The following is a 22768-nucleotide window of genomic DNA, read 5'->3' as shown; positions in this document are numbered from 1 at the left end:
TTGCCATGCCGGCGCATGACCTCTACGGCCTTACGCTCGAAACCGTCTGGATCCCGGCCGCGGGGGAGCAGGCGATGGCCTACCGGCTCACGTTGCACAACGACGGGGCGACCGCCATCGACAATTTCCGCCTGTGCTTCAGCGGCCCCTGTCAGGTCGATGCCACGGCAACCGCGGAGGGCGGCCATATCGGCCGGCGGCTTTCAACCTTCACGGAGCTGCTGCCGCCGGAGGGGCTGGAGCTTGGCGCCGGCGCGAGCTGGACCGTCACCATCCATGGCCTGTCCTGGCCATTCCAGCACTGGACGGATGGTGCACGCGGCGCCTATCTGCTCTTTCCCGACGGCAGCACGCGCCAGGTCGCCACCACGCCGACGAAGCGCATGGGCGGCAACGCTGCGCCGAAACGGGGCATGGAGCCCTATCCCGTGCCCGCCAGACCACCGGCACCGGTTTCGGTCATCCCCTGGCCGAACCATGTCGCGCTCACCCGCCTCGGCTCCGCCCCCGCCGGCCTGACGCTTCTTGCGGAAGATGCCATGGCAACGGCGGCGGCGGCAGCATTCCGGCGGCTGACCGAAGCACTTTTCGCCGTCGAAGGCATCGTCCGCGCTGCCGAGGAGGGCGGACTGCCGGTGCATTTCCACATACGGCAAACGCTCGCCGCCGAGGCGCATGAACTGGTCTTCACACCCGGCTCCGTCGCCATCCACGCCTCCGGGCAGACCGGATTCCTCTATGGGCTCATCACGCTCGGCCAGATCTGGCGCGGCGCGCATCATTATCCGCACGCCTTCGGGTTTCCGGCAGAAGGACAGATCGCCGATGCGCCGGCGATGGGCTGGCGCGGGCTGCATCTCGACGTGGCACGCCGGTTCTACGGCGCAGCGGAAATCCGGCGGCTCCTTTCCGTTCTCGCCTGGAACAAGCTCAACCGCTTCCACTGGCACCTCTCCGACGACGAGGCCTGGCGGGTCGAGATCGATGCCTATCCGGCACTGACGGCAACAAGCGCCTGGCGCGGCGAAGGTCTTGCCATTCCGCCTTTGCTCGGTACCGGCGCGGAACGCAGCGGCGGCTACTACAGCAAGGCTGCCATCCGCGACATCGTCGGACATGCCCAGGACTACGGCATCGAGATCGTGCCGGAAATCGACATGCCCGGCCATTGCCATGCCCTGCAAATGGCCATCCCCGAGCTCCGCGATCCCGACGAGCGGGGCAGCTATCATTCGGTCCAGGGCTTTGCCGACAATTGCCTCAACCCCGCACGCGAGACGACCTACCGTGTCGTGGAAACGATCCTTGCGGAACTGATCGCGCTTTTCCCCTTCCGAACCATCCACATCGGCGCAGACGAAGTCCCGATCGGCGCGTGGTCCGGCTCGCCGGAGGCGCTCGCGAAACTGTCCGAAATCGCCGGAAGGGACATGAGCGAAGCCCATGCGAAACGGCTCAACGTGATCACCAACACGCACGGCGCCGATGCCATCGAAGGGTCCGGCGCGGCGGCGTTGCAGGCGATCTTCCTCAGGCGCATCCAGGCATTCCTCACCGCACAGGGCTGCACCACCGGCGGCTGGCAGGAAGCCGCGCACGGCAACGTCATCGACAAGGACACGACCTATCTCTGCGGCTGGCGGGACGTCGCGGCCTCGGCGGCACTTGCCGACGAGGGCTACACGATGGTCGTCTGCCCAGGCCAGGCCTATTATCTCGACATGGCGCATTCGGCCGACTGGGACGAGCCGGGAGCAAGCTGGGCTGGCGCCTCGACGCCAGAAATGACCTACGCCTTCGATCCCGTCTCCGGCTGGAACGAGGCGCAGAAGGCCAGACTGCTCGGCGTGCAGGCCTGCATCTGGTCAGAGCCGATGCTCGACCGCGCCGTCTTCGACCGTCTCGTCTTCCCCCGCCTCTCGGCCGTCGCCGAAACCGGCTGGACCCGACCGGAACACAAATCCTGGCGGCGTTTCCAGGCTTCCGCAGGCCTCATGCCGGTGCTTTACGGCGCCGCGTAGAACACCGGCCGGCAGGCGCACCCTTCGGCCGTCCCGCGCGGGCAGGAAAGCCCGCAAACTCCCGGGAAATCAGGCATTCCGCCCCGCAACCTCCACGTACAGGTTCAGGCAAGCTCGCGATTGTATCGAAAATCAGCCGAATGGTGAATTTGCTGTTCTTTCGATTCCATATTTCAGGACTTTGCCCATGACGTCGATCGTGCCCACCCTGAGCATCGCCCAGATCAAGCAACTCTCCACTTCGGCAATCCTGGCCTGGACGACGGAGGACGTCGCCTCGCTCTCCACGAGCCAGCTCAATGCCTTCTCTTCCAAGCAGATCGCAGCGCTGGAAGTGGAGGACATCGAGACCCTCAACACCCGACAGCTGAGCGCCATTTCGCAAAGCGCCATCATCGGCCTGTCGCTCGACCAGCTCAGCGCTCTCGACAAAATCGCCATCGAGAACCTTGCACCCTCCCAGGTCGCCGCCCTCACCGCGACCCAGATGAGAGGCCTGTCGTCCGAGCAGGCGGAGGCGCTGACGGTCTCGCAGGTCCGCATGCTGAGCGCCGCCCAGCTCGCCGCCCTCGACCCCGCGGATATCGCGACCTTCTCCACCGACGACATGGCCGCCATCAGCTACAAGGCCGTGCAGCTTCTCGGCACCGCGGCCATCGCCGCCCTTTCCTCCGAACAGATCAGCGCCCTGACGCCGCTCGCCATCGCGGGCTTCACGCCGGCGCAGACCACGTCGCTGACCCCGGAACAGATCGCAGCGCTCACGACGGCGCAGGTCGCACTCCTCAAGCCGACGCAGATCGCGGCACTCAGCGCCGAAGCGGTTGCCGCCTTCAGCGAGACACAGATCGCAGCGCTCAGCACCAGCGCGCTGACAGGTCTCCGATCGACCCAGATCAGCGCCATGAACACCGCGCAGATCGAGGCATTGACCCCGGCGCAGGTCCGCGCGCTTACCGGCCAGCAGCTTACGGCCATGGGATCGTCCGGCCTTGCCACCTTCTCCAGCCAGGATATCGCGGCGATCTCCAGCCGTGCCGTTCCCAGCCTCAGCATCGGCGTCATCGCCGCACTCTCCGCCGACCAGATCGAGGCGCTCAGCCCGTCCGCCATCCAGGCCCTGACGGTGATGCAGATCAATGCCCTCAGCCCGGCCCAGATCGAGCTCTTCACGTCCACCCAGGTGCGCGGGATGAACATGGCGCAGATCGGCGCGCTCGGTGCCGACGATATCGCCGCGCTCTCCAGCGACGCCCTCGCCGCCATCAATAACACTGCGCTGAAGGGGCTCAACACCGCCGCCGTCGCCGCCCTTTCGCAGGCGCAGATCGAGGCACTGTCGACGGCGCAGATCAACGCGCTTTCCGCAAGACAGATCGCCGCGCTCGGCACCGCCGGCATCGCGCTGTTCTCCACGCTCCAGATCGCCGCCGTCAACAGCAGCGCCATCCCCGGCCTGACGACCGCCCAGATCGCCGTCCTCGCCAGCGACCAGGTCGAAGCCCTCTCGCCGGTGCAGGCCAAGGCGCTCACCGCAACCCAGATCGCCGCGCTCGAAGCCGATGACCTTGCGGTGTTCTCGACCGCCGACATCGCCGCCCTCTCGGCGAGCGCCGTAACGGGCCTTTCCACCGGCACGATTGCCAGCCTTTCCACCGACCAGATCGCCGCGCTCAGCGTGAAATCGATCCCCGGCCTCTCGACGCAGCAGATCGCCGCGCTCGAAGTCGCACAGGCCGAAGCCCTCACGGTCGCGCAGGTCAAGGCGCTGACGGCCCGGCAGGTCGGCGTTCTCTCTCCCGAGGCGCTGGAAACCTTCTCGACCGCCGATATCGCCGCGCTTTCGGTCAACGCGCTTTCCAGCCTCGGCAGCGACTCCATCTCCCGCCTCACCCCCGAGCAGATCGCGGCACTGACGACCGGCCAGATCACGGCCCTCAAATCGTCGCAGCTCGCCGCGCTCACCACCGAGCAGGTCGAGGCCTTCACGCCCAATCAGGTCCGCGCCATGAGCGCCGTCCAGCTCGCCGCACTGGCGCCGGACGCCATCGCCACCTTCTCGACCGCGGACATGGCGGCCATCAGCAATCGCGGCATTTCCGGCCTCAGCACGGCCGCCGTCGCGACCCTCACCACCGACCAGATCGCCGCGCTCAGCGGCGGCGCGCTCGGCAGCCTGACGGGTGCGCAGATCCGCGCCCTCGAAGCCGAACAGATCGAGGCGCTTTCCACCGCCCAGGTCGCGGCACTCGGCGCGACACAGCTTTCAGCCCTCGGCCCTGAAGACATGGCGATGCTCACCGAAGCACATATCGCCGCGATCAATGCCAAGGCCATCTCCGGCCTCAGCAGTGAGGCCATCGCCGCGCTTTCCACCGACCAGATCGCGGCCCTCGGAACCAGCGCCATCGCCAGCCTGAAGTCGACGCAGATCGCCGCCCTCACCCCCGAGCAGGTCGAGGCCTTCTCGCCGGTGCAGGTCCGCGCGCTCAGCGCCCAGCAGATCGCGTTCCTCGGCGCGGACGACCTTGCCACCTTCTCGACGGAGGACATAGCGGCGATCAATGCCAAGGCGATGCAGGGCATCACGTCCGATGCCTTCATCGGGCTTTCGGACGAGCAGGTCGGCGCGCTGTCGACCGCGCAGATCGCCGGCCTTTCCGCCAAGCAGTTCTCCGGGATGGACGGAACGGTCCTCGCCTCGCTCACCACCGGCCAGATCGCAGCCCTCAGTGCCAGTGTCATCGCCATCCTTTCGCCCAGCCAGATCGAAGCGCTGAGCACGGCACAGATCGAGGCCCTGACCCCGACCCAGGTCAAGGCGCTGAGCGCCAACCAGCTTGCCGCGTTGACCGCGGCCGACATCGCGACCTTCTCGAGCGCCGACCTTGCGGCCATCAGCAGCCGGGCGATTTCCGGGCTTGATGCCGATGTGCTCACCGGCCTTTCGGCCAGCCAGATCGCCGCTCTCGACCGCTATGCGATCCCGGGCATGAGCGCCCGGCAGATCGAGGCGCTGTCCTCCGCCCAGATCGCCGCCCTCACCACCGCCCAGATCGCCAGCCTCACCCCCACGCAGGCCGGCGCCTTCGAGGTGGAAGACATCCGGGCGCTTTCGACCGCGCAGGTCGCCGCCCTTTCCTTCCGCGCCATTCCCGGCCTGAGTGCCGGCTCCATCACCGCGCTCTCCTCCGATCAGCTTGCCGCGCTCAGCACGAGCAGCATGACGGGCCTGACCAGCAGCCAGCTCGATGCGCTGACCTCCCAGCAGGTGAGCCAGCTCTCCACCGCCCAGCTGCGGGCGCTGAACGCCACCCAGCTCGCCGGCCTTGACGACGACATCGATGTCCTCTCCACCGCGCAGATCGCCAGTCTCAACCCGGCCGCCATCAGCGGCCTCACCACGAACCAGATGGCGGGCCTCACCTCCGAGCAGGTCGCGGCCCTGACCACGGCACAGATCGGCGGGCTCAACTCCGGACAGGTCGGTGCCCTCAGCCCCGCCGACATCGCCTCGCTGACGAGCGCGCAGATCAATGCGCTCAGCGGCGTCGGCATTTCCGGCCTGACCGCAAATCAGATCGCGGCACTCACCACGACGCAGATCAACGCCCTCAACAACCGCCAGATGGCGGCACTCTCCTCCGCGCAGATCGCCGCGCTGGGAACCGACAACGTGGCGGCGCTGACCACGGCTCAGATCGCCGCGCTCAATGCCGGCAGCATCGCGGGCTTCACCTCCGAACAGCTCGCCACCCTTTCCACCGCCCAGGCCGAAGCGCTGACCAGCGCGCAGGTGGGCTCCCTCAAATCCGACCAGATCAGCGAACTCGGCACCGACGACATCGCCACCTTCTCGCCGAGGGATATCGGCATGATCAGCTCCGGCGCCATCGCCGGGCTGTCTCCGGCCGCAATCGCCGCGCTCTCGACGGCACAGATTGCCGCCTTCAGCACCGCCGCCATCGGCGCGATGAGCGCCCAGCAGCTCGCCGCCCTCTCCACGGCGCAGGCCGAAGCCCTGACCAGCCAGCAGGTTGCGGCCCTCAGCTCCGCCCAGCTCGCCACCTTCGGTGCCGATGACCTCGCCACCTTCTCGACCCGGGATATCGCCGCCATCGGCTCGAACGCCATTGCCGGGATCTCGACCGAAACGCTCGCGGCCCTTTCGACCGCCCAGATCGCAGCCTTCAGCACCGCCGGTATCGGCGGCATGACGGCACGGCAGTTCGAAGCGCTCAGCGTCGCCCAGGCCGAGGCGCTCACCAGCACCCAGATCGGCGCAATGAGCTCGGCGCAGCTTGCGGCCTTCGGGACCGACGACATCGCCACCTTCTCGACGCGCGAGATCGCCGCCATCGGCGCAAACGCGGTCTCCGGCCTCTCGACGGCCGCAATCGCGAACCTCTCGACGGCGCAGGTGGCAGCCCTCAGCACCGCTGCGATCGGCGGCCTTGCAACCCGCCAGATCCAGGCCCTCACCAGCGCCCAGCTCGACGCCCTGTCGCCTGCCCAGGTTCGCGCCCTCGATGCCCGGCAGATCGCAACGCTCGGCACGGAATACATTGCCGCGCTTTCGACGGAGCAGGTTGCCGCCCTCAGCACGGCCGCCATTGCCGGCCTCTCCACCGACCAGATCGCGGCGCTCTCCACCGCCCAGGCCGAGGCCCTGAGCAGCAAGCAGGTCGCCGCCCTCACCTCGCGCCAGATCGCGGCGCTCGATCTCGACGACCTCGACACCTTCTCCGTCGCCGACATGGCCGCCATCAGCTCCAGCGCGATGTCGGGCCTGTCGACCGACATGCTCGCCTCGCTGACGACAAGCCAGATCGCCGCGCTCGGCCCGGCCGGCCTTTCCGGCATGACGAGCAGCCAGATCGCCGCCCTTTCCACCGATCAGGTCGGTGCGCTCACCACGGCCCAGCTCGCCGCCCTCGGGTCGAAGCAGACCGCAGCGCTCAGCACGGACGACATCGCCGCCCTTTCCCCGGCGCAGATCGCCGCCCTCGGCTCGGCCGGTGTTTCCGGCCTCACCACGGACCAGATTTCCGTCCTGTCCACCAGCCAGGCCGAGGCGCTGACCAGCGGCCAGATCGCCGCACTGAGTTCCAGCCAGGTCGCCGCCTTCAGCGCCGACACGATGGAGACCTTCACCGCCGCCGAGATGGCCGCAATCACATCGGGCGCGGTCTCCGGCCTGTCGGCGGCAACCATCGCGGCCCTGACGACGGCGCAGATCGCAGCGCTGAACGGGGCCGGCCTGACATCCACACAGGTCAACGCCCTCAGCAGCGACCAGCTGGAGGCGCTGACCAAGACCCAGCTCGCCGCCTTCGGATCGGCACAGATCGGCGCGCTCGGTACGGATGACATCGCAGTCCTCTCGCCCGAGCAGATCGCCGCCCTCGGCACGGCCGGCATCGCTGCCCTTTCCACCGCGCAGGTCGCAGCGCTTTCCAGCAGCCAGGCGGAGGCCCTGACCAGCAAGCAGGTCGCCGCGCTGAATTCGCATCAGATCGCAGCGCTTGAGGCCGAAGACCTCGAACTGTTCTCGACGGCCGATCTTGCCGCGATCAATTCACGGGCCATGTCCGGTCTGTCGACGGCAACGCTCGCCGCGCTCAGCCCCGAGCAGATCGCCGCCTTCAGCCCCTCCGGCATTTCCGGCCTGTCGAGCGCCCAGATCGGCGCACTGACCGCCGACCAGGTCGAGGCGCTGACAAGCGCCCAGGTCGGCGCCCTGAGCTCGCAGCAGATCGCGGCGCTCGATGCGGATGACATCGCGCTGTTCTCGACGGCCGACATGGCGGCCATCAGCTCGAGCGCGATTGCCGGCCTGTCGCCGGCGGTGCTTGCCGGCTTCTCGGCCAGCCAGATCGCCGCACTCAGCGCTGCGGGGATCAGCGGGCTCACCACAAGCCAGGTCGCCGCCCTCACCTCCGCTCAGGTCGCCGGGCTTTCCGCCCAGCAGCTGGGAGCCCTCACCTCCAAGCAGGTTGCCGCCCTCGATGCCATCGACGTCAGCGCACTGACGCCTGCCCAGATCGCAGCGCTCAGCACGGGCGGTGTGGCCGGTCTTACTAGCACGCAGACCGGCGGCCTGACGCTGGAACAGGTCGAAGCGCTCACGACAAGCCAGATCGCGGCCCTCGGTTCATCCGCCCTTGCAGGCCTTTCGACCGAGGCGCTCGACACGTTCTCGCACGGCAAGCTCGCCGCGATCAGCGCCAGCGCGATCAAGGGCCTGCCGCCGGGCTATATGGCGACGCTCTCCGAAGGTGAAATCGCCGCCCTCGGCACGGCAGCGATCTCCGGCCTCAGCAGTGCCCAGATCGCAGCACTCAGCACCGCACAGGTCGAGGCCTTGTCGCTGGCCCAGATCGCCGCGCTGAGCCTGCCGGGCATTGCCGGCCTCACCTCCGCACAGATGCAGACCATCTCCTCCGAGGAGCTGGCGGCCATCGGCACGGCAGCCATCCGCGGGCTTTCGAGCGGCACGATCGGCGCACTGTCGACGGCGTCGATCGCAGCCCTGTCGACGGCTCAGGTCGCCGCTCTCACCTATGGCCAGATGTCGGCACTCGGCGCCCAGCAGGTGGGGGCGCTCTCGTCCGACCAGATCGGTGCGCTGACGGCGACACAGGCCGCGGCCCTCGGTGCCGACGACCTAGCCACGTTCTCGGCCGAGGATATCATCTCGCTGAGCTCAAGCGCGATTTCCGGCCTCGGCACGGCGACACTCGCCGGTCTTTCCACCGAGCAGGCTGCCGCCTTCACGCCCGGCCAGCTTGCCGCCATGACCTCGGCACAGATCAACGCCCTGCCGCAAGGTGGCGGGGGCGCACAGAACTTCGCCTCTCCGCCCATGAGCGACGAGTCTGCAGCGGAAGATCCGAGCTCTGCAGAGCCCAAGGCCGAGAGCGATGCGCAATCGGAGATCGCGTCGATCATCTCCTCCTACCTCACGGTCTGATCAAGCGACAAAGCCTGAAAACACGTTCGCCCCGGCAAGCCGGGGCGAACTGCATTTGGATCGGCCGCTTCTGCGCAGACGGCTACGGGCTACCGTCTTCCCTCAGTGCCGCATCGGTGATCGTGTTGTCGAGGTCGAGCGCGCGGTCCGGCTTCAGGCCGAACCGCTGCAGGTCGCCGTGATAGCCGCGCACGGCTTCCGCCGGCGTCACGTTTCGGTTCGCGACGGCGCGCATCCAGGTCGTCAGCGACAGCTGGTGTTCGGCAAGGTTGATCTTGCGGCCGAAAATGGCGAGGCGGGCGCCGCTCGCCTCGGCGCGGGCGACCATTTCCATCGCATCGCGATGCGTGCCGCTCGCCCCGCCCATCACGCCGACGACGACAGTGTCGTCATGAGCGACCAGCTCTTCGAGCGCGCGGCGGCCGTTATAGACGATCTTCAGAAACTCCGGCCGCTCGGCGCGCGTGAGGCTCGCCAAAGCCCGTACGATGCAGTCGTTCACGAAGGCGCCGGCCTCGGCAACGCCGAAGCCCGTTGCGGCATTCGGATTGAACACTTCGAGGAAATGCCGCTTGCCGGCGGTGCGTGCGTCGGCGCGGAAGGTCCGGTAGGCCTCCAGCATGGCGACGTCTGCAACGGCATCGTTGTTGAAGGTCATCGAGAACAGGCAGAGCTCAGCCTGCGCGCGCAGAAGATCGGCGCCGCGATAGGGCTGAGCCGGCGTCTCGCGATAGCGGCCGCCGCGGATGTTGAGCCAGACGTCGGTCGTCTCGTTGGCACGAAAGGCCGGCGTCACGGGGCTGCCGTCGAAGCTGCCGCGCTCGACGAGCCGCTCGATGTTGCTCGCAGAGCCCAGCATGACATCGACGGCTTTTTCCGCGATAAGGGTTTCCATCTCGGCGAGGAACTCCCGGCGCGTGCGGCTGCCGGCCGCGATCCCGTCTGCGCCGCGGCGAAAACCCGTCGTCAGGATGCCGCCGGAAATGTCGGCATCCTTGGCATCGACGAGGATGAAATCACCCGATCGGTAGGTGCCGGCGCGGATGCGCGCCATCTTCTCGTCGTAGCTCTTGGGCATCATGTCAGATCAACTCCATGGAAGGTCTTCAGCCGCGCGCGAACGGCGGCGATTTCATCGGCACGGCGGGCCGCATCCCAGCCGAACGTCTCGCCCGCCTGGACGGCGAGCGCCTCGACCAGTCGCGCCGTCAGACGGCCGGTCACGGCAAGCGTCGTGCGACGGAAGGCCAGGTCCGCCAGCGAGCCGACCTGCTCGTTGCGCAGCACGTAATCCACCTCGCCGGTGCTGTAGTCCGGAGCGTCGGGAAGCGGCGCATCGGCCGGAACCGCGGCGACATGCGCCGCAACGACCCGCGCCGTGGTGCCGTAGTGGGCGAAGAGATCGCCGACGCGCTTCTCCGCAAGCCCGGTTTCCCGTGCGAGACCGGCAATCCACGCCTGCTTTCCCGCCTCGTTCTTCGGATAGTCACGCCCCCCGCCGATGGCGAGGTCTCGGGTCGAAGCCTTGCGGCTTGCGCCAAGGCGCTTCATCAGCATGTCCGCCACTTCTTCCGCATAGCCCCGGAAGGTCGTCCACTTGCCGCCGACGAGCGAATAGACCGGATAGGGCCGGCCGGCGGCGGGTTCGAGGACCGGCGTCGCGTGGTCGCGGGTGATGAGGCCCGGATCCTTCGCATCGGAAGCCGGCAGCGGGCGGATACCGCTATAGACATAGACGATCTGGTCGCGAGAGAAGCGAAGCTTCGGCAGGAGCCTGCGCAGGCTTTCGAGGAGGTATTCCACCTCGTCGGGCTCGCAACGCACCGTATCGGGATTGGCCGCCTTGATGTCGGTCGAGCCGGCAAGGGCACGGCCGAGATATTCGAAGACCAGGCAGATGCGCCCGTCATCCGCCTCGAAATAGATCATCCGTCCCTTCAATTCCTTCAACAGGTCAGGATGGTCGAGCAAAATATGCGACCCCTTGGTGCCGCCGATCATGCGCGAGGGTTCGCCGAGGATGGCGTTCACCTCGTCGATCCAGGGACCGGCCGCATTGACGACGATCTTCGGCCGTACGGTCGCCTCCGCCTCGCCGGTGAGGCTTCTGACCGTCAGAGCGCCGTCCGCGGCGCGTTCCAGCCGGACATGGTTGAGCGCCGCGGACCGCGGGCTGTCGGCAAGGCCGTCGCGTACGAGTTCGAGGATCAGGCGCTCGGGATGGGTGACGGTGGCGTCGTAATAGGTGCCCGTCGCCACGATGTCGGGCGTCAGCGCCGGCAGATCGCGCAGCGAGGCGGCCCGGCTTGCCGTCGAATGGCGCGGCATGACGCGGTGGCGCGCGCCATAGAAATCGTAGAGCATCAGGCCGATCTTGACGAGCAGCGCGCCGCGGCTGCGGGGGGCGCTCTTCGAGCCGAACAGCGTGCGCAGCGCCGCACCGATACCCTTCGTCCAGGAGAAGATCGGGATCAGCGTCGGCAGCGGCTTGACGTAGTGCGGCGCATTGGCGAGCAGCAGGTTGCGCTCCAGCGTCGACTGCGCGACGAGGCGGAACTCGCCCGTCTCGAGATATTTCAGCCCGCCGTGGATGAGACGGGAGGGCGCCGCGCTGGTGCCGGCGGCATAATCGTTCTTCTCGATCAGCAGGCAGTCGAGCCCCTGGGCCGTCAGGTCGCGGAAAAGGCCCGCGCCGTTGACACCTGCCCCGACGATGAGAACGTCGACCGTGCCGCGCGCCGCCATCGCCGCCATCCGTTCGCCCATGCCGCCGGGAAAGGCGGCGGCGCCTGCTGCTGTCGCATTCATGTACTCTTGCCCATTTTCACGATTTCGAGTTTGACGCCGGCGTCTTTCAGACGCGCCCTCACCGCTTCGTCGACCCGGTCCGTCGTCAGTACGACGTCGAAGGCGGTCAGATCGCTCAGCACGTTGAGGGCGACCTTGCCGAATTTCGAGGAATCAACGAGCAGGATCTTGCGGCTCGACGAGGCCATCATCGCCTGCTTGACCTTGGTGACCTGCGCGTCCTGGATGAACGCCGTCACGCCGTCGATGGCAGAGGCGGAACAGAAGAGAACGTTCGCCCGAAGGCTTGATACCGCCTTCTCACAGGTGATGCCGATATAGGCGTTGTAGTTGCGGTGGTACTTGCCGCCGAGGCTGATCAGTTCCACTTCCTCGGCCTCGATCAGCTTGCCCGCCGAAATGTAGCTGTTCGTGATGACGGTGAGCGGATGGGCCTCCGGCAGGAGGTCCGCAAGTGCGCAGGCCGTGGAAGAATCGTCGAGCATCACGGCCTGTCCGGCCTCGACATAGGCCATGGCGGCGCGGGCGAGCGCTTCCTTCTCCCCCTTGCCCACCGTCTCGCGGTAGCGGAACGTGCTTTCGTAAAGACCGGAAGGCTGGACTGTGACCATGCCGTGCAGCTTACGCAGCACACCCTGCTGGGCGAGCGCGTCGATATGCCGGTGAATGGTCATGCGCGACACGCCGAAATGCTCGACGAGATCCTCGATGCGCGCCTGGCCGGCCCTCATGATGTAGTCGGCAATCTCCTCGCGCCGTGCTTCCGCCTTCATCCGTCCACTCCCCTTGACCGTTTTGCGAGATCCTCGATGGCCCGCCAGTGGGGCGCCATCCCGTCCGCAAGCTGTCTATAGAGATTGTAGCGCTCGGCAAGCCGGGCGCTGCGCACCGCATCCGGCTGGTAGGAACGCAGGATACGGGTCGTCGCCGCCGCGCCGGTTTCCGGGCTCGCATAGAGCCCGACCGCAGTACCGGCGACGAGCGCCGCGCCCCAGGCGGCCGCCTCGTCGGCGGAGGAAACGTCGACGGCGAGCCCCGTCGCGTCGGCGAACATCTGCGCCAGAACCGGGCTGCGCGCGCCACCGCCGCTGATGCGCATGCGCTCCACCGGCACGCGCGACAGGAGGTCGTCGATGTGGAGCTTGTGATTGAAGACGATGCCTTCCAGCACGGCCTTCAGAAGGTCGCCGCGCTCGTGCCAGCCGTGCATGCCAAAGAAGCCGGCGCTTGCACCGCTGCCGAAGGGCGAGCCGAAGAGGAAGGGATGGAAGGCGATGTCCGACGGCTTTCCCAGCGCCCGCGCAAGTTCCGGCTGCAGCAGCGTATGGATGTCGGTCGCCTCGTGCTCGGCCCTTTCCGAAAGGTCGCGGCAGAAATTGTCGAGGAACCAGTCGTAGTTCGCGGTGGAGGCCGGGGAGATGGCCATGGAATTCCACCAGCCCTTGCGGATGCCGTTGCGGCAGAACCAGCGCGGATCGGCCATCGGTTCCTCGGTGACCAGCTCGTTGATCGAATAGGTCCCGGCGACGACCGCCAGCAGACCCGGCGCATGGCCGCCGATGCCGAGCGCCGAGGCCGTCACGTCGTGCAGGCCGGCGGCAACGGGCGTGCCCTTGAGGAGGCCGGTCGCTGCCGCCGCGTCGCGCGTTACCGTACCCATGATCTCATCCGGCCGCGCAACGGGTGGAAGGGCCGGCCAGAGGTCGCCGAGGCCGAAGACCTCCAGCGCCGCCCTGTCGAAGGCCTGCGTGCGCACATTGGTGAAGCTCGTGCTCGCCTCGGTCAGATCGGTGCCGACGACACCGGTCAGGCAGAAGCGCAGCCAGTCCTTGCAGGTGAAGACATGGCCGATGGCGCGGTAGCGCTCCGGCTCGTGCTGCCGGATATGGGCAAGCAGGGCCGAGGGCGCCGAGGCGTGGGCGGTCTGGCCGGTCAGCTCCAGCGCGCGTCGCGCCACGCCGTCCTTCTCCCACGCATCGACGATCCCGCCGGCGCGGCTGTCGAGCGAGAGGATGCCGGCGCCGAGCGGGCGCTTGTCACCGTCGAGCAGGTAGAGGCCGTCGCCATGGGCGGTGGCCGCGATGGCCTTGATGTCGCCGGCCGGCCGGCCGCTCTTCTCGATCGCCTCGCGGATCGCCTCGGCGGTCGCGGTCCACAGGCCCGCCATATCGCGCTCGACATGGCGCGGCTCGGGGAAAGACTGCGGCACCCGCCGCCGCGCGACGGCGACCGGCGTGCCGTCCTCCTCGAAAATCACCGCCTTGGTGACCGTGAGGCCATTATCGATGCCCAGAAGCAGCGCCATCGTTCTCTCCCGTCAGTTCCGGCTTGCATGCAGGGCGAAACGGTCCTGCAGGCTGGCAAGATAGATCGCGACAAGCAGCACGCAACCGAAGACCATCTGCCGGATCGAGGGCTCGATGCCGGTGAGGTTCATCAGGTTCTCGATGATGGCGATGACGATGACCGCGCCGAACACGCCCGAAAGCCGCCCGATGCCGCCATTAAGGCTGGTGCCGCCGAGAATGGTGCCGGCGAAGACCATGAGGATGTCACCTTCGCCGAGATCGGCGACGACCGATTGCAGGCGCCCGACTTCCAGGAGGCCGCCGACGGCGGCGGCAAGGCCGGCAATGCCGAAGCAGAGGATTTTCGTGCGGTGCACCTTTACACCGGCAAGGAAGGCGGCTTCCTCGTTGTTGCCGATGGCGTAGATCTCCTTGCCGATGCGATGGCGCTCCATGAAGATATAGGCAACGCCGTAGAGCACGAGCCAGACGAAGATCGCAACCGGAATGCCGAACCAGCGTGCTTCGCCGAGATAGGTATACTCGGCTGGCAGGTAGTAGACACCCTCGGGAATGAGGAAGACCACGGCACCGCGCATCACGAGCAGCGTCGCGAGCGTCACGAGGAAGGCGTTGACGCGCAGGTTTACCGCGAAGGCGCCTGCTGCAAGGCCGACAAGCAGGCCAACGACCGGCGTCAGGATGACGGCGAGAACGGGATGGACCACATCAGGCGCCCAGACCGTCATCGCCACGATGGCAACGGCCGGCGCAAAGGCAAAGCTCGATTCCAGCGAGAGATCGACCTCCTTGATGAGCAGGACGAGGAAGAGGCCGAGCACCATGCAGCCGAGCGGCGCTGCCGCCCAGAGCACGTTGGTGATGTTCTGCAGCGAGGCGAAACCGGGAACAGTGAGCCCGACGGCGACGAGAACGGCAAGCAGCGCCCAGATGAGGTGGCGCTCCATCAGACGGGAGAACAGCCGGACTGTGCTGGACATCGTTCAAACTCCTTGAATGGTCTTGTAGAGCGCGGAGACGGTGAAGTTCTCCTCACCGCGTTTGAGGACGGCGATAATGCGGCCACGGAAGAAGACATAGATGCGGTCGCAGACCGTAATCATCTCCTCCTCGCTCTCCGTCAGCATGATCACCGCACTGTCGCGCGACAGATCGGTGCGGATCGCCTTGAGGATTTCGGGTTTCGTGGCGAGATCGACGCCGCGTGTCGGTTCGTTGAGGATGAGCAGGCGCGGCGCGTTCAGCGTCAGGCGCGCGATCAGAACCTTCTGCTTGTTGCCGCCGGAAAGGCCGCTCATACCGATCTCCGGCCCCTTGGCCTTGACCTTGAACTCGACGATCTTGTCGGCCGTCACCTGACGGGCGCGGCGGCTATCGATCAGGCCGAGCGCGGTGGAGAACTGGCGGTAGCTGGAAATCAGCGTGTTTTCGGCAATCGAGCGGCCCTGGATGACGGCCTGGCGCTCGCGATGTTTCGGCAGCAGCGCGATACGGTGCTTCATCGCTTCGCCGGGCGATGCAAGATGCAGCGCCCTGCCCTCCATCTCGAAGGTTCCGGCGTCAAGCACGCCGAGGCCGAACAGGGCTTCGGCCGCCTCGTCCTTGCCGGACCCGTCCAGCCCGGCAAAACCGATGACATCGCCCGTGCCGAGCGACAGCGTGACGTCCTCGAAGACACCGCGACGGGTGAGGCCGGAAATGCGGGCAATGGGGCGCGACTGATCTTCCGGCACGGCGCGCGCGAGGCCATCAAGGCTCATCACGGGAATGTCGCCGACGATCCAGTTGGCGAGTTCCGCACCGGTGGTGGTGGCGACGTCGAGCGTGGCGACGGCGCGGGCATCGCGCATGACCGTGACGCGGTCACAGAATTCCATGATCTCGGAAACGTGGTGCGAGATCAGCGTGTAGGACCGGTCGGGATGGCGGCGCACGAGATCGCGCAGCAGCGACAGCAGCATCGTCTTGCGCTCGCGCGAGAGCGAAGCGGTGATCTCGTCCAGCAGGATGACCTTCGCCTCGTCGATGAACTGCGCCTTGCCGAAGGCAAGCAATTGCTGGCTCTCGATGGGCAGCGTCAGCATCAGCGCGTCCGGGTCGATGGAAAGCCCGACGGCCTCGGCAACCTCGACGGCCTTGCGTCGCATGTCGGCACGGCGCAGGAAGCCGAGCCTGCGGGTCAGCGGCTGGCCCATGAACATGTTGTCGACGACGGACAGGCGCGGCGCGAATTTCGGCTCCTGCGGCACGAGCGAAACGCCGATCCCGTGGGCACGCACGGGATTGTAGTCGGCGATGGCGACAGGCGCGCCGCCGATTTCGATCGTGCCCGACGTCGCCTGTTGCGCGCCGGAAATCAGGCTCATCAGCACGGACTTGCCGGCACCGTTGCGGCCGATGATGCCGTGGATCTCACCGCGGCGCACGGAAAGATCGACATCCGCGACGGCGGTGAGGCCCGGGAAGCTCTTGGTCAACCCGGCAAGGCGATAGGACGGCGTCCCGGTCGCCGGGAGGGCGGCGGATTGGATCATGGTTCTACTCGTGGTCGGGAAGGAAGGCGGCGGCCGACATGCCGCCGCCCGGCACTCAATCAGTTCGCGGCCTTCATCTGGTTCGCCCAGTTGCGGGCGTCGGCCGCCGGCACGTCTTCCGGTACGGAATAGGCCTGGATCTTGTACCAGTCGCCGTCGAAGGCCTCGGAGGGCACGATCTCGACCGGCGCCCAGAGCTCCTCGCCCTCGATGGGGAAGGTACCGGCGGAAGCCGACTTGTCGAGAAGCTTGCCGCTCTTCATCATGTCGTAGAGCAGACGCATGGAGACGATGCCCTCGCCCGTCGCCGGCTGCACCGAGACGTGGGTGAGATCGCCCTTCTCCACCGCTGCGAGTTCCGGCTGCGTGCCGTCGATCGTCGCGACCGGGATATGCGCCGGATCGTCCGACTTCTTCAGCATATCCTGCGCCCCGAAGGCCGGAATCGCACCGCCGATACCCATCGTGCCGTCGATGCTGGCGACCGCAAGGATCTTGTCCTTGCCGTAACGCGAGATCATGTCGTCGACGACCTTGCGGGCCTTGGACCCGTCGCAGCCCGCCTCATGGGATTCGATCTTGATGTTCGGGTTGTCCTTGACGATCGGATCGAAGGCCGAATGATAGCCGGCGCTGCGGCCGATGTCGAAGGATGCGGTGATGATGCAGCGCAGCTCGATGATCACGCCCTCTTGCTTGCGCCAGCTCTCGCCTCGGTTCTTGTCGAGCCAGTTCACGATCGCCTCGCCGCCCTTGCGGCCGGCCGTCTCGTTGTCGAAGGCGACGAAGGTCGACTTGGACTTCGGCACGAAGGCATTGGAAACGACGACCGGAACGTTCTTGGCGGCGAGGTCCTCGACCACCTTGATCATCGCCTCGCCGCGCCACGGAACCAGGAGCACGCCATCGACGCCGCGGGCGATCTGCGCGTCGAGCGCATTGCGTTGCGCACTCACGTCATTGGCGCCGAACACCGTGAACTCGATCTTCACGCCATCCTTTTCCTCGATGCGCTTCCTCTCGATCTCCTGCCCGAGCTGCACGCCGTTGAAATAGATGTCGTTCGGCTCCCACCGGATCACGGCAACGCGATAGCTGTCCTTCGCCACGGCGGCGGTGGACAGAGAAAGGGCGATCGTCATCGCTGACAGACCTGCCAGCAAAGTCCTGGTTTTCATGGATTCTCCTCCGAATGCGCCTCTTCGTCCAGCGCTATTTGTAACGTATAGCGTCGTTATAATATCGTCAATATATGTTACAAATTTTCCAGATGCCCATTTCTGCACACAGGAAGGCATGCGCCGCCGCGGTCACCTCTCCGCAGAAGAAAATTCGAAAAACAGGATTGAAAACATACGGCCCCAGCCGGGGCAGCCACGGGTAAACCGGTCGTCCGAGCGGCTGACTGCTCAGGCCTTGAAGGATTTCAGGATGGGACAGGGGCCGGTCTTGCCGACCGCACATTCCGAGACAAGCTTCTGCAGCGACAGCCGTGCCTCCTGAAGCTCCGCCATCCGGGCCTCCAGTTCTGCAAGGCGCTTCGCCGCCAGGACGCGCACTGCCGCCCTGTCCTCGCCGGAATCGAGTGCGAGCAGCTGGCGGATTTCCTCCAGCGTGAAGCCGGCGGCCTGCGCCTGCCGGATGAACCGCAAACGGCTGACATCGGCCGGCCCGTATCGACGGATACCGTCGAGGCGTCTGGGCGTCGCGAGCAATCCCCTGCGCTGGTAGAAACGCACGGTCTCCACGCCGACATTGCCTGCCGCCGCAAGTTTTCCGATCGTCAGTTCATCAGGGGCTTGACTCCGTACCATGGTACGGAACTTATAGTCCTGCCAACGATTTCACAAGACAGGAGACGTGAGATGTTGGACAGAAACGATCAGGCCGGCCGCACGGCCATCCTCTATCGCATGGTGATGCCCGGCCACACCTGCCCCTATGGCCTGAAGGCGAAGGACCTGCTGAAGCGCTCGGGCTACGAGGTCGACGACCGCCACCTGACGAGCCGCGGAGAAACAGACGCCTTCAAGGCGAAACACGCCGTTCCCACCACCCCGCAGGTTTTCATCGACGACGTGCGCGTCGGCGGCTACGACGACCTGAGGCGCTATCTCGGCAAGCCCGTCGTCGATCCGAAGGCCACCACCTACCGCCCCGTCATCGTGCTCTTCGCCCTGACGGCGCTGATGGCAATGGCCGCAAGCTACGCTGTCAGCGGCACGCCCTTCACCCTCAGGGCCGCGGAATGGTTCATCGCCTTCTCGATGGTCGCTCTCGCCATGCTGAAGCTGCAGAATGTCGAGAGTTTTGCGACCATGTTCCTCAATTACGACCTGCTCGCCAAGCGCTGGGTGCCCTACAGCTACATCTATCCCTATGCCGAGGGTCTTGCCGGCATCCTGATGGTGGCGGGCGCGCTCAACGGGCTGTCGATCCCGATCGCGCTCTTCATCGGCACGATCGGCGCCGTGTCGGTCTTCAAGGCGGTCTATATCGAGAAGCGTGAACTGAAATGCGCCTGCGTCGGCGGCTCCAGCAACGTGCCGCTCGGTTTCATCTCGCTGACGGAGAACCTGATGATGATCGCCATGGCGGTCTGGATGGCGGCAGCCAGCCTCGGTTATGTCGGTGGTCACGCCATGTAGTCTGCCGGGGAGCGTGCCATGTTGCCGCATGGCACGCTCCTTACGTTACGTCACCAACCCAGAATGCTTTCTTGACCTTTTCTTCACGCTCCTCGCGTAAGCAGAACAGGACGAGGCCCGGAATGGGACAGGGCCGGGTGGGTATCGATGTCGAGCGTTCGTTCATTTGAAGCAGGGGATGTGGATGCGGTCGCGGACCTGTTCCAGCGCCTGCTGCGCAAGACCGCCGATCCGGCGAACGACGATCTGAAAACCTATCTGCGCACCCTCTTCATCGACTTTTCCGAGAAAGAACCGGAGCTGCGCTCCCGCGTGCATGTGCGCGCCGATGGCAGCGTTTCAGGTTTCCTCGGTGTCCTGCCGATGGAGATGGAGTTCGAGGGTCGCCGCCTGAAGGTCGCCAACTGCGGCACTTTCGCCTGCGACGACCGGGACAGCGACCCTTTCGCCGCTCCGCGCCTGCTGCGCGACGTGTTCTCCGGCCCCCAGGACTTCTCCTTCACCGAGACGTCCAACACGATTTCCACCGACATGTGGCGCAAGGCGCGCGCCACGGTCCTTGCGCCCTACAGCCTCGAATGGCTGCGCATCCTCAAACCGGCCGCCTTCTCGCTGGAGGTCGCAGCCGGACGCCATTCCGCCCTGAAACTGTTCCGCCCGATCGCCCGCGCCGCCGATGCCATCGTTTCCCGGCGCAGCGAAAAGCAGACCTGGTCCCATTACGCGCCGCAGGCAAGCAAGGCGGACGCCTTCATCGACGAGCCGGTATCCGATGATGAATTTGCCAACCTTTGCAGGCAATTTTCCAGCCATTTCCCGCTGCGTCCGGTCTGGGACAGACCGATGCTGGAAACGATGCTGCAGCACGCCGCGCGCAAGGCGATGCATGGCGAACGTGTTCAGCATGTTGTCAAGACCCGATCCGGCAAGGCCATGGGCGCCTACCTTTATTATGGTGGCCCGGGCGGTATCGGCCATACGGTCCAGATCATGGCGGAACCCGGCCAGGAATCCATCATCATCGATTGCCTGATAAGAAATGCGCACGCCCGTGGCCTCGTCGCCATCCGCGGCCGCACACAGCCGGCCTTGCTGCAGGCAATGCTTGGCAAGAAATGCGCCTTCCTGCACACCTCCTCGACCATCGTGCATACCCGCGACCCCGCACTGCTGGAGGCGATGACGAACGGCAAGGCATTCCTCAACGGCCTTGCCGGCGAAGGCTGGACGCGCCTCATCGGCGACCGGTTCGGGTAAGCCATGTGCGGGATCGCTGGATACTACGGGGGAAACATCGCGCCGGAACGGGCGGCGGACCACCTGCGCCGCATGGTCGCCGCGCTTCGCCATCGCGGTCCGGACGGTGAAGGGATCCTCATCCGCAGCGATGCGGGCCTTGCCCATACGCGCCTTTCCATCGTCGGCCTTGCCGACGGCGCCCAGCCGATGGCGACGGATGACGGGGCGCTCGCGCTCTCCTTCAACGGCGAGATCTTCAACTATGTGGAGCTGCGCGACGATCTGACGGCCCGCGGCCACCGGTTCCGCACCACGTCGGACACCGAGGTTCTGCTCACGGCCTTTGCGGAAAAGGGACCTTCCTGCCTGGCGGACTTCAACGGTGACTTCGCCTTCGCCATCCACGATACGAAGAACCGTCGGCTTGTGCTTGCCCGCGACCGCATGGGCGTGCGTCCGCTGTTCTATACGCGGCACGAAGGCGCGCTGTTCTTCGCCTCAGAGATCGGCGCGCTGCTGGCCTTGCCCGGCATGGTCGCCGAGATCGATCCCGTGGCGCTCGACCAGATCTTTACGCTCTGGTGCCCGATCCCGCCGCGCACCGCCTACCGCAACATCTTCGAACTGCCGCCCGGGCACCTGATGACCGTCGAGGGCGACCGCCAGACGGTCCGCCCCTGGTGGCAACTCTCCTTCCCCGATCGCTGCGATGTCCCGCCGGCCAGCTGGTTCGAAAGCCAGGTCGAGGAGCTGCGCGCGCTTCTCGCCGATGCGACGCGCATTCGCCTGCGCGCCGACGTGCCCGTCGGATCCTATCTTTCCGGCGGCATCGATTCCTCCATCATCGCCGCGCTTGCTGCGCGCAGCGTGACACGCGGCCTTCGCACCTTTTCCCTGACCTTCCGCAGCGAGGAACACGACGAAAGCGCCTGGCAGCGGCAGATGGCAGCCACGCTCGATGCGGCCGCCGACAGCGTCGAATGCTCGACGGAGGCGATCGCACACCACCTGCCCGCAGTGATGGGCCATATCGAGCGACCGATCCTGCGCGCCGCCCCTGTGCCGCTGCACCTGCTTGCCGCCCGCGTGCGCGAGCGCGGCATGAAGGTCGTGCTGACCGGCGAGGGTGCGGACGAGATCTTCGCCGGCTACGACCTTTTCCGTGAGGCACGCGTCCGGCGCTTCTGCGGCCGGCAACCGGGATCCGTCCACCGCCCCCGTCTCTTCCAGCGGCTCTACCCCTATCTGCCGGGCCTCAAACAGCAGACGCCGGAATATCTCGCGCGTTTCTTCGCCTTCGGCTCGGAAGCCCTCGACGATCCGCTCTATTCCCACCGCCCGCGCTTCCGCTCCACGGCGGCGGCAAAGCTGTTCTTCTCCGCCGGCCTCAAGGAGACGCTTGTCAACTACGACGCCGCCGAGGACCTTGCAGCGCAGCTGCCGGCCGATTTCCGCCGCTGGCATCCGCTGCACCAGGCGCAATATCTCGAAACGGCCTTCCTGCTGCCGGGCTATATCCTGTCCAGCCAGGGCGACCGGGTGATGATGGCCAATGCCGTGGAAGGCCGCTTTCCCTTCCTCGACCACCGGGTCGTCGCCTTCGCCGCCGGCCTTGCCCCGGATACGAAGCTGCTCGGCCTTCGTGAAAAGCACATTCTCAAGGAAGCCGCCCGCGGCCTCGTACCCGAGGTCATCATCGACCGCCCGAAACAGCCCTATCGCGCGCCGGACAGCGAGAGCTTCGCTGCCCCGCACACGCCGGCCTATCTCGACACCGTGCTGTCGCCGGAGCGGCTTGCCGAGGGTGGGCTGTTCAATGTCCAGGCCGTCGGCAAGCTGAAGGAGAAGGTTCGCAACGGACAGGTCTCCGGCTTCCGCGACAACACGGCCTTCATCGGCATCCTCTCCACCGAGCTCCTGCGCGGCACCGGCGCCGCGCGATCCACAGAACCTGCATCCAGCATTGGGATAAGCTGACCATGTCCGACGAGACCAAAGCCGCAATCCGCACCTTCATCGTGGAAAACTTCCTGTTCGGCGACGACAGCCATCCGCTGCCGGCCGACCTGTCGCTGATCGACAACGACCTCGTCGATTCCACCGGCATCCTCGAACTCGTCGGCTTCCTTGAAGAACGCTTCGGCATCCAGGTCGCCGATGCCGACATCGTCCCGACCAACCTCGACACGATCGAGCGCATCGCCGGCTTCATCGACCGCAAGCAGGCGGCCTGACG

General features: G+C 66.3%; 14 protein-coding genes. 6 read left to right on the top strand and 8 right to left on the bottom strand.

All coding sequences use genetic code 11. From position 1 onward, the window contains the following. Nucleotides 1-5: 5 nt before the first annotated feature. Both AKG11_RS17750 and AKG11_RS17745 read left to right on the top strand, forming a co-directional pair. Complete coding sequence (locus tag AKG11_RS17750; RefSeq protein ID WP_050744832.1) at nt 6-2021, top strand: beta-N-acetylhexosaminidase; 2016 nt, start codon at nt 6-8, stop codon at nt 2019-2021. A gap of 187 nt (nt 2022-2208) precedes the next feature. Further along, nucleotides 2209-8994 (top strand): beta strand repeat-containing protein, encoded by a 6786-nt coding sequence (locus AKG11_RS17745; protein ID WP_245293364.1) that lies wholly within the window; start codon nt 2209-2211, stop codon nt 8992-8994. Between the two features lie 82 nt (nt 8995-9076). On the opposite strand, the gene AKG11_RS17740 is transcribed toward AKG11_RS17745, so the two are convergent. The 8 genes from AKG11_RS17740 to AKG11_RS17705 all read right to left on the bottom strand — a co-directional run bounded on the left by AKG11_RS17740 (nt 9077) and on the right by AKG11_RS17705 (nt 18459). Next, nucleotides 9077-10075, bottom strand: coding sequence for a hypothetical protein (locus AKG11_RS17740; protein ID WP_082342483.1), 999 nt, complete (start codon nt 10073-10075; stop codon nt 9077-9079). Then, nucleotides 10072-11760 (bottom strand): glycerol-3-phosphate dehydrogenase/oxidase, encoded by a 1689-nt coding sequence (locus AKG11_RS17735; RefSeq protein WP_050744978.1) that lies wholly within the window; start codon nt 11758-11760, stop codon nt 10072-10074. Before AKG11_RS17735 ends, AKG11_RS17740 begins: the two co-directional genes overlap by 4 nt. A 38-nt stretch (nt 11761-11798) precedes the next feature. Beyond that, entirely contained in the window at nt 11799-12575 is a 777-nt protein-coding gene (locus tag AKG11_RS17730) for a DeoR/GlpR family DNA-binding transcription regulator (RefSeq protein WP_050744831.1), read from the bottom strand. After that, on the bottom strand, nt 12572-14107 hold the full coding sequence (locus tag AKG11_RS17725; RefSeq protein WP_050744830.1) for an FGGY-family carbohydrate kinase: 1536 nt from the start codon (nt 14105-14107) through the stop codon (nt 12572-12574). Before AKG11_RS17725 ends, AKG11_RS17730 begins: the two co-directional genes overlap by 4 nt. Nucleotides 14108-14119: 12 nt before the next feature. Then, a complete protein-coding gene (locus AKG11_RS17720) occupies nt 14120-15091 on the bottom strand; it encodes an ABC transporter permease (RefSeq protein WP_023517102.1) in 972 nt (323 codons plus the stop codon). 3 nt (nt 15092-15094) lie between these two features. After that, entirely contained in the window at nt 15095-16645 is a 1551-nt protein-coding gene (locus AKG11_RS17715) for a sugar ABC transporter ATP-binding protein (RefSeq protein ID WP_050744829.1), read from the bottom strand. A gap of 59 nt (nt 16646-16704) precedes the next feature. After that, nucleotides 16705-17823 carry a sugar ABC transporter substrate-binding protein gene (locus AKG11_RS17710; protein ID WP_023517104.1) on the bottom strand — a complete coding sequence of 373 codons (1119 nt, stop codon included), beginning with the start codon at nt 17821-17823 and terminating at the stop codon, nt 16705-16707. 231 nt (nt 17824-18054) lie between these two features. Continuing rightward, nucleotides 18055-18459 (bottom strand): MerR family transcriptional regulator, encoded by a 405-nt coding sequence (locus tag AKG11_RS17705; protein WP_023517105.1) that lies wholly within the window; start codon nt 18457-18459, stop codon nt 18055-18057. Between the two features lie 51 nt (nt 18460-18510). Here AKG11_RS17705 and AKG11_RS17700 point away from each other — a divergent pair, with 51 nt between their 5' ends. From AKG11_RS17700 to AKG11_RS17685, 4 genes are all read left to right on the top strand, one after another. Further along, on the top strand, nt 18511-19293 hold the full coding sequence (locus AKG11_RS17700) for a glutaredoxin family protein (protein ID WP_050744828.1): 783 nt from the start codon (nt 18511-18513) through the stop codon (nt 19291-19293). Between the two features lie 180 nt (nt 19294-19473). Further along, nucleotides 19474-20550 carry a hypothetical protein gene (locus tag AKG11_RS17695; RefSeq protein WP_245290124.1) on the top strand — a complete coding sequence of 359 codons (1077 nt, stop codon included), beginning with the start codon at nt 19474-19476 and terminating at the stop codon, nt 20548-20550. 3 nt (nt 20551-20553) lie between these two features. Next, a complete protein-coding gene (gene asnB, locus AKG11_RS17690; protein WP_050744826.1) occupies nt 20554-22509 on the top strand; it encodes an asparagine synthase (glutamine-hydrolyzing) in 1956 nt (651 codons plus the stop codon). A 2-nt stretch (nt 22510-22511) separates the two neighbouring features. After that, on the top strand, nt 22512-22766 hold the full coding sequence (locus AKG11_RS17685; RefSeq protein ID WP_023515753.1) for an acyl carrier protein: 255 nt from the start codon (nt 22512-22514) through the stop codon (nt 22764-22766). Nucleotides 22767-22768 lie beyond the last annotated feature (2 nt).

The organism is Shinella sp. SUS2, assembly GCF_001262505.1.
In the GTDB taxonomy this organism is placed as follows: Bacteria; Pseudomonadota; Alphaproteobacteria; order Rhizobiales; family Rhizobiaceae; genus Shinella.
This window is presented reverse-complemented; position numbering and strand designations above follow the sequence as displayed.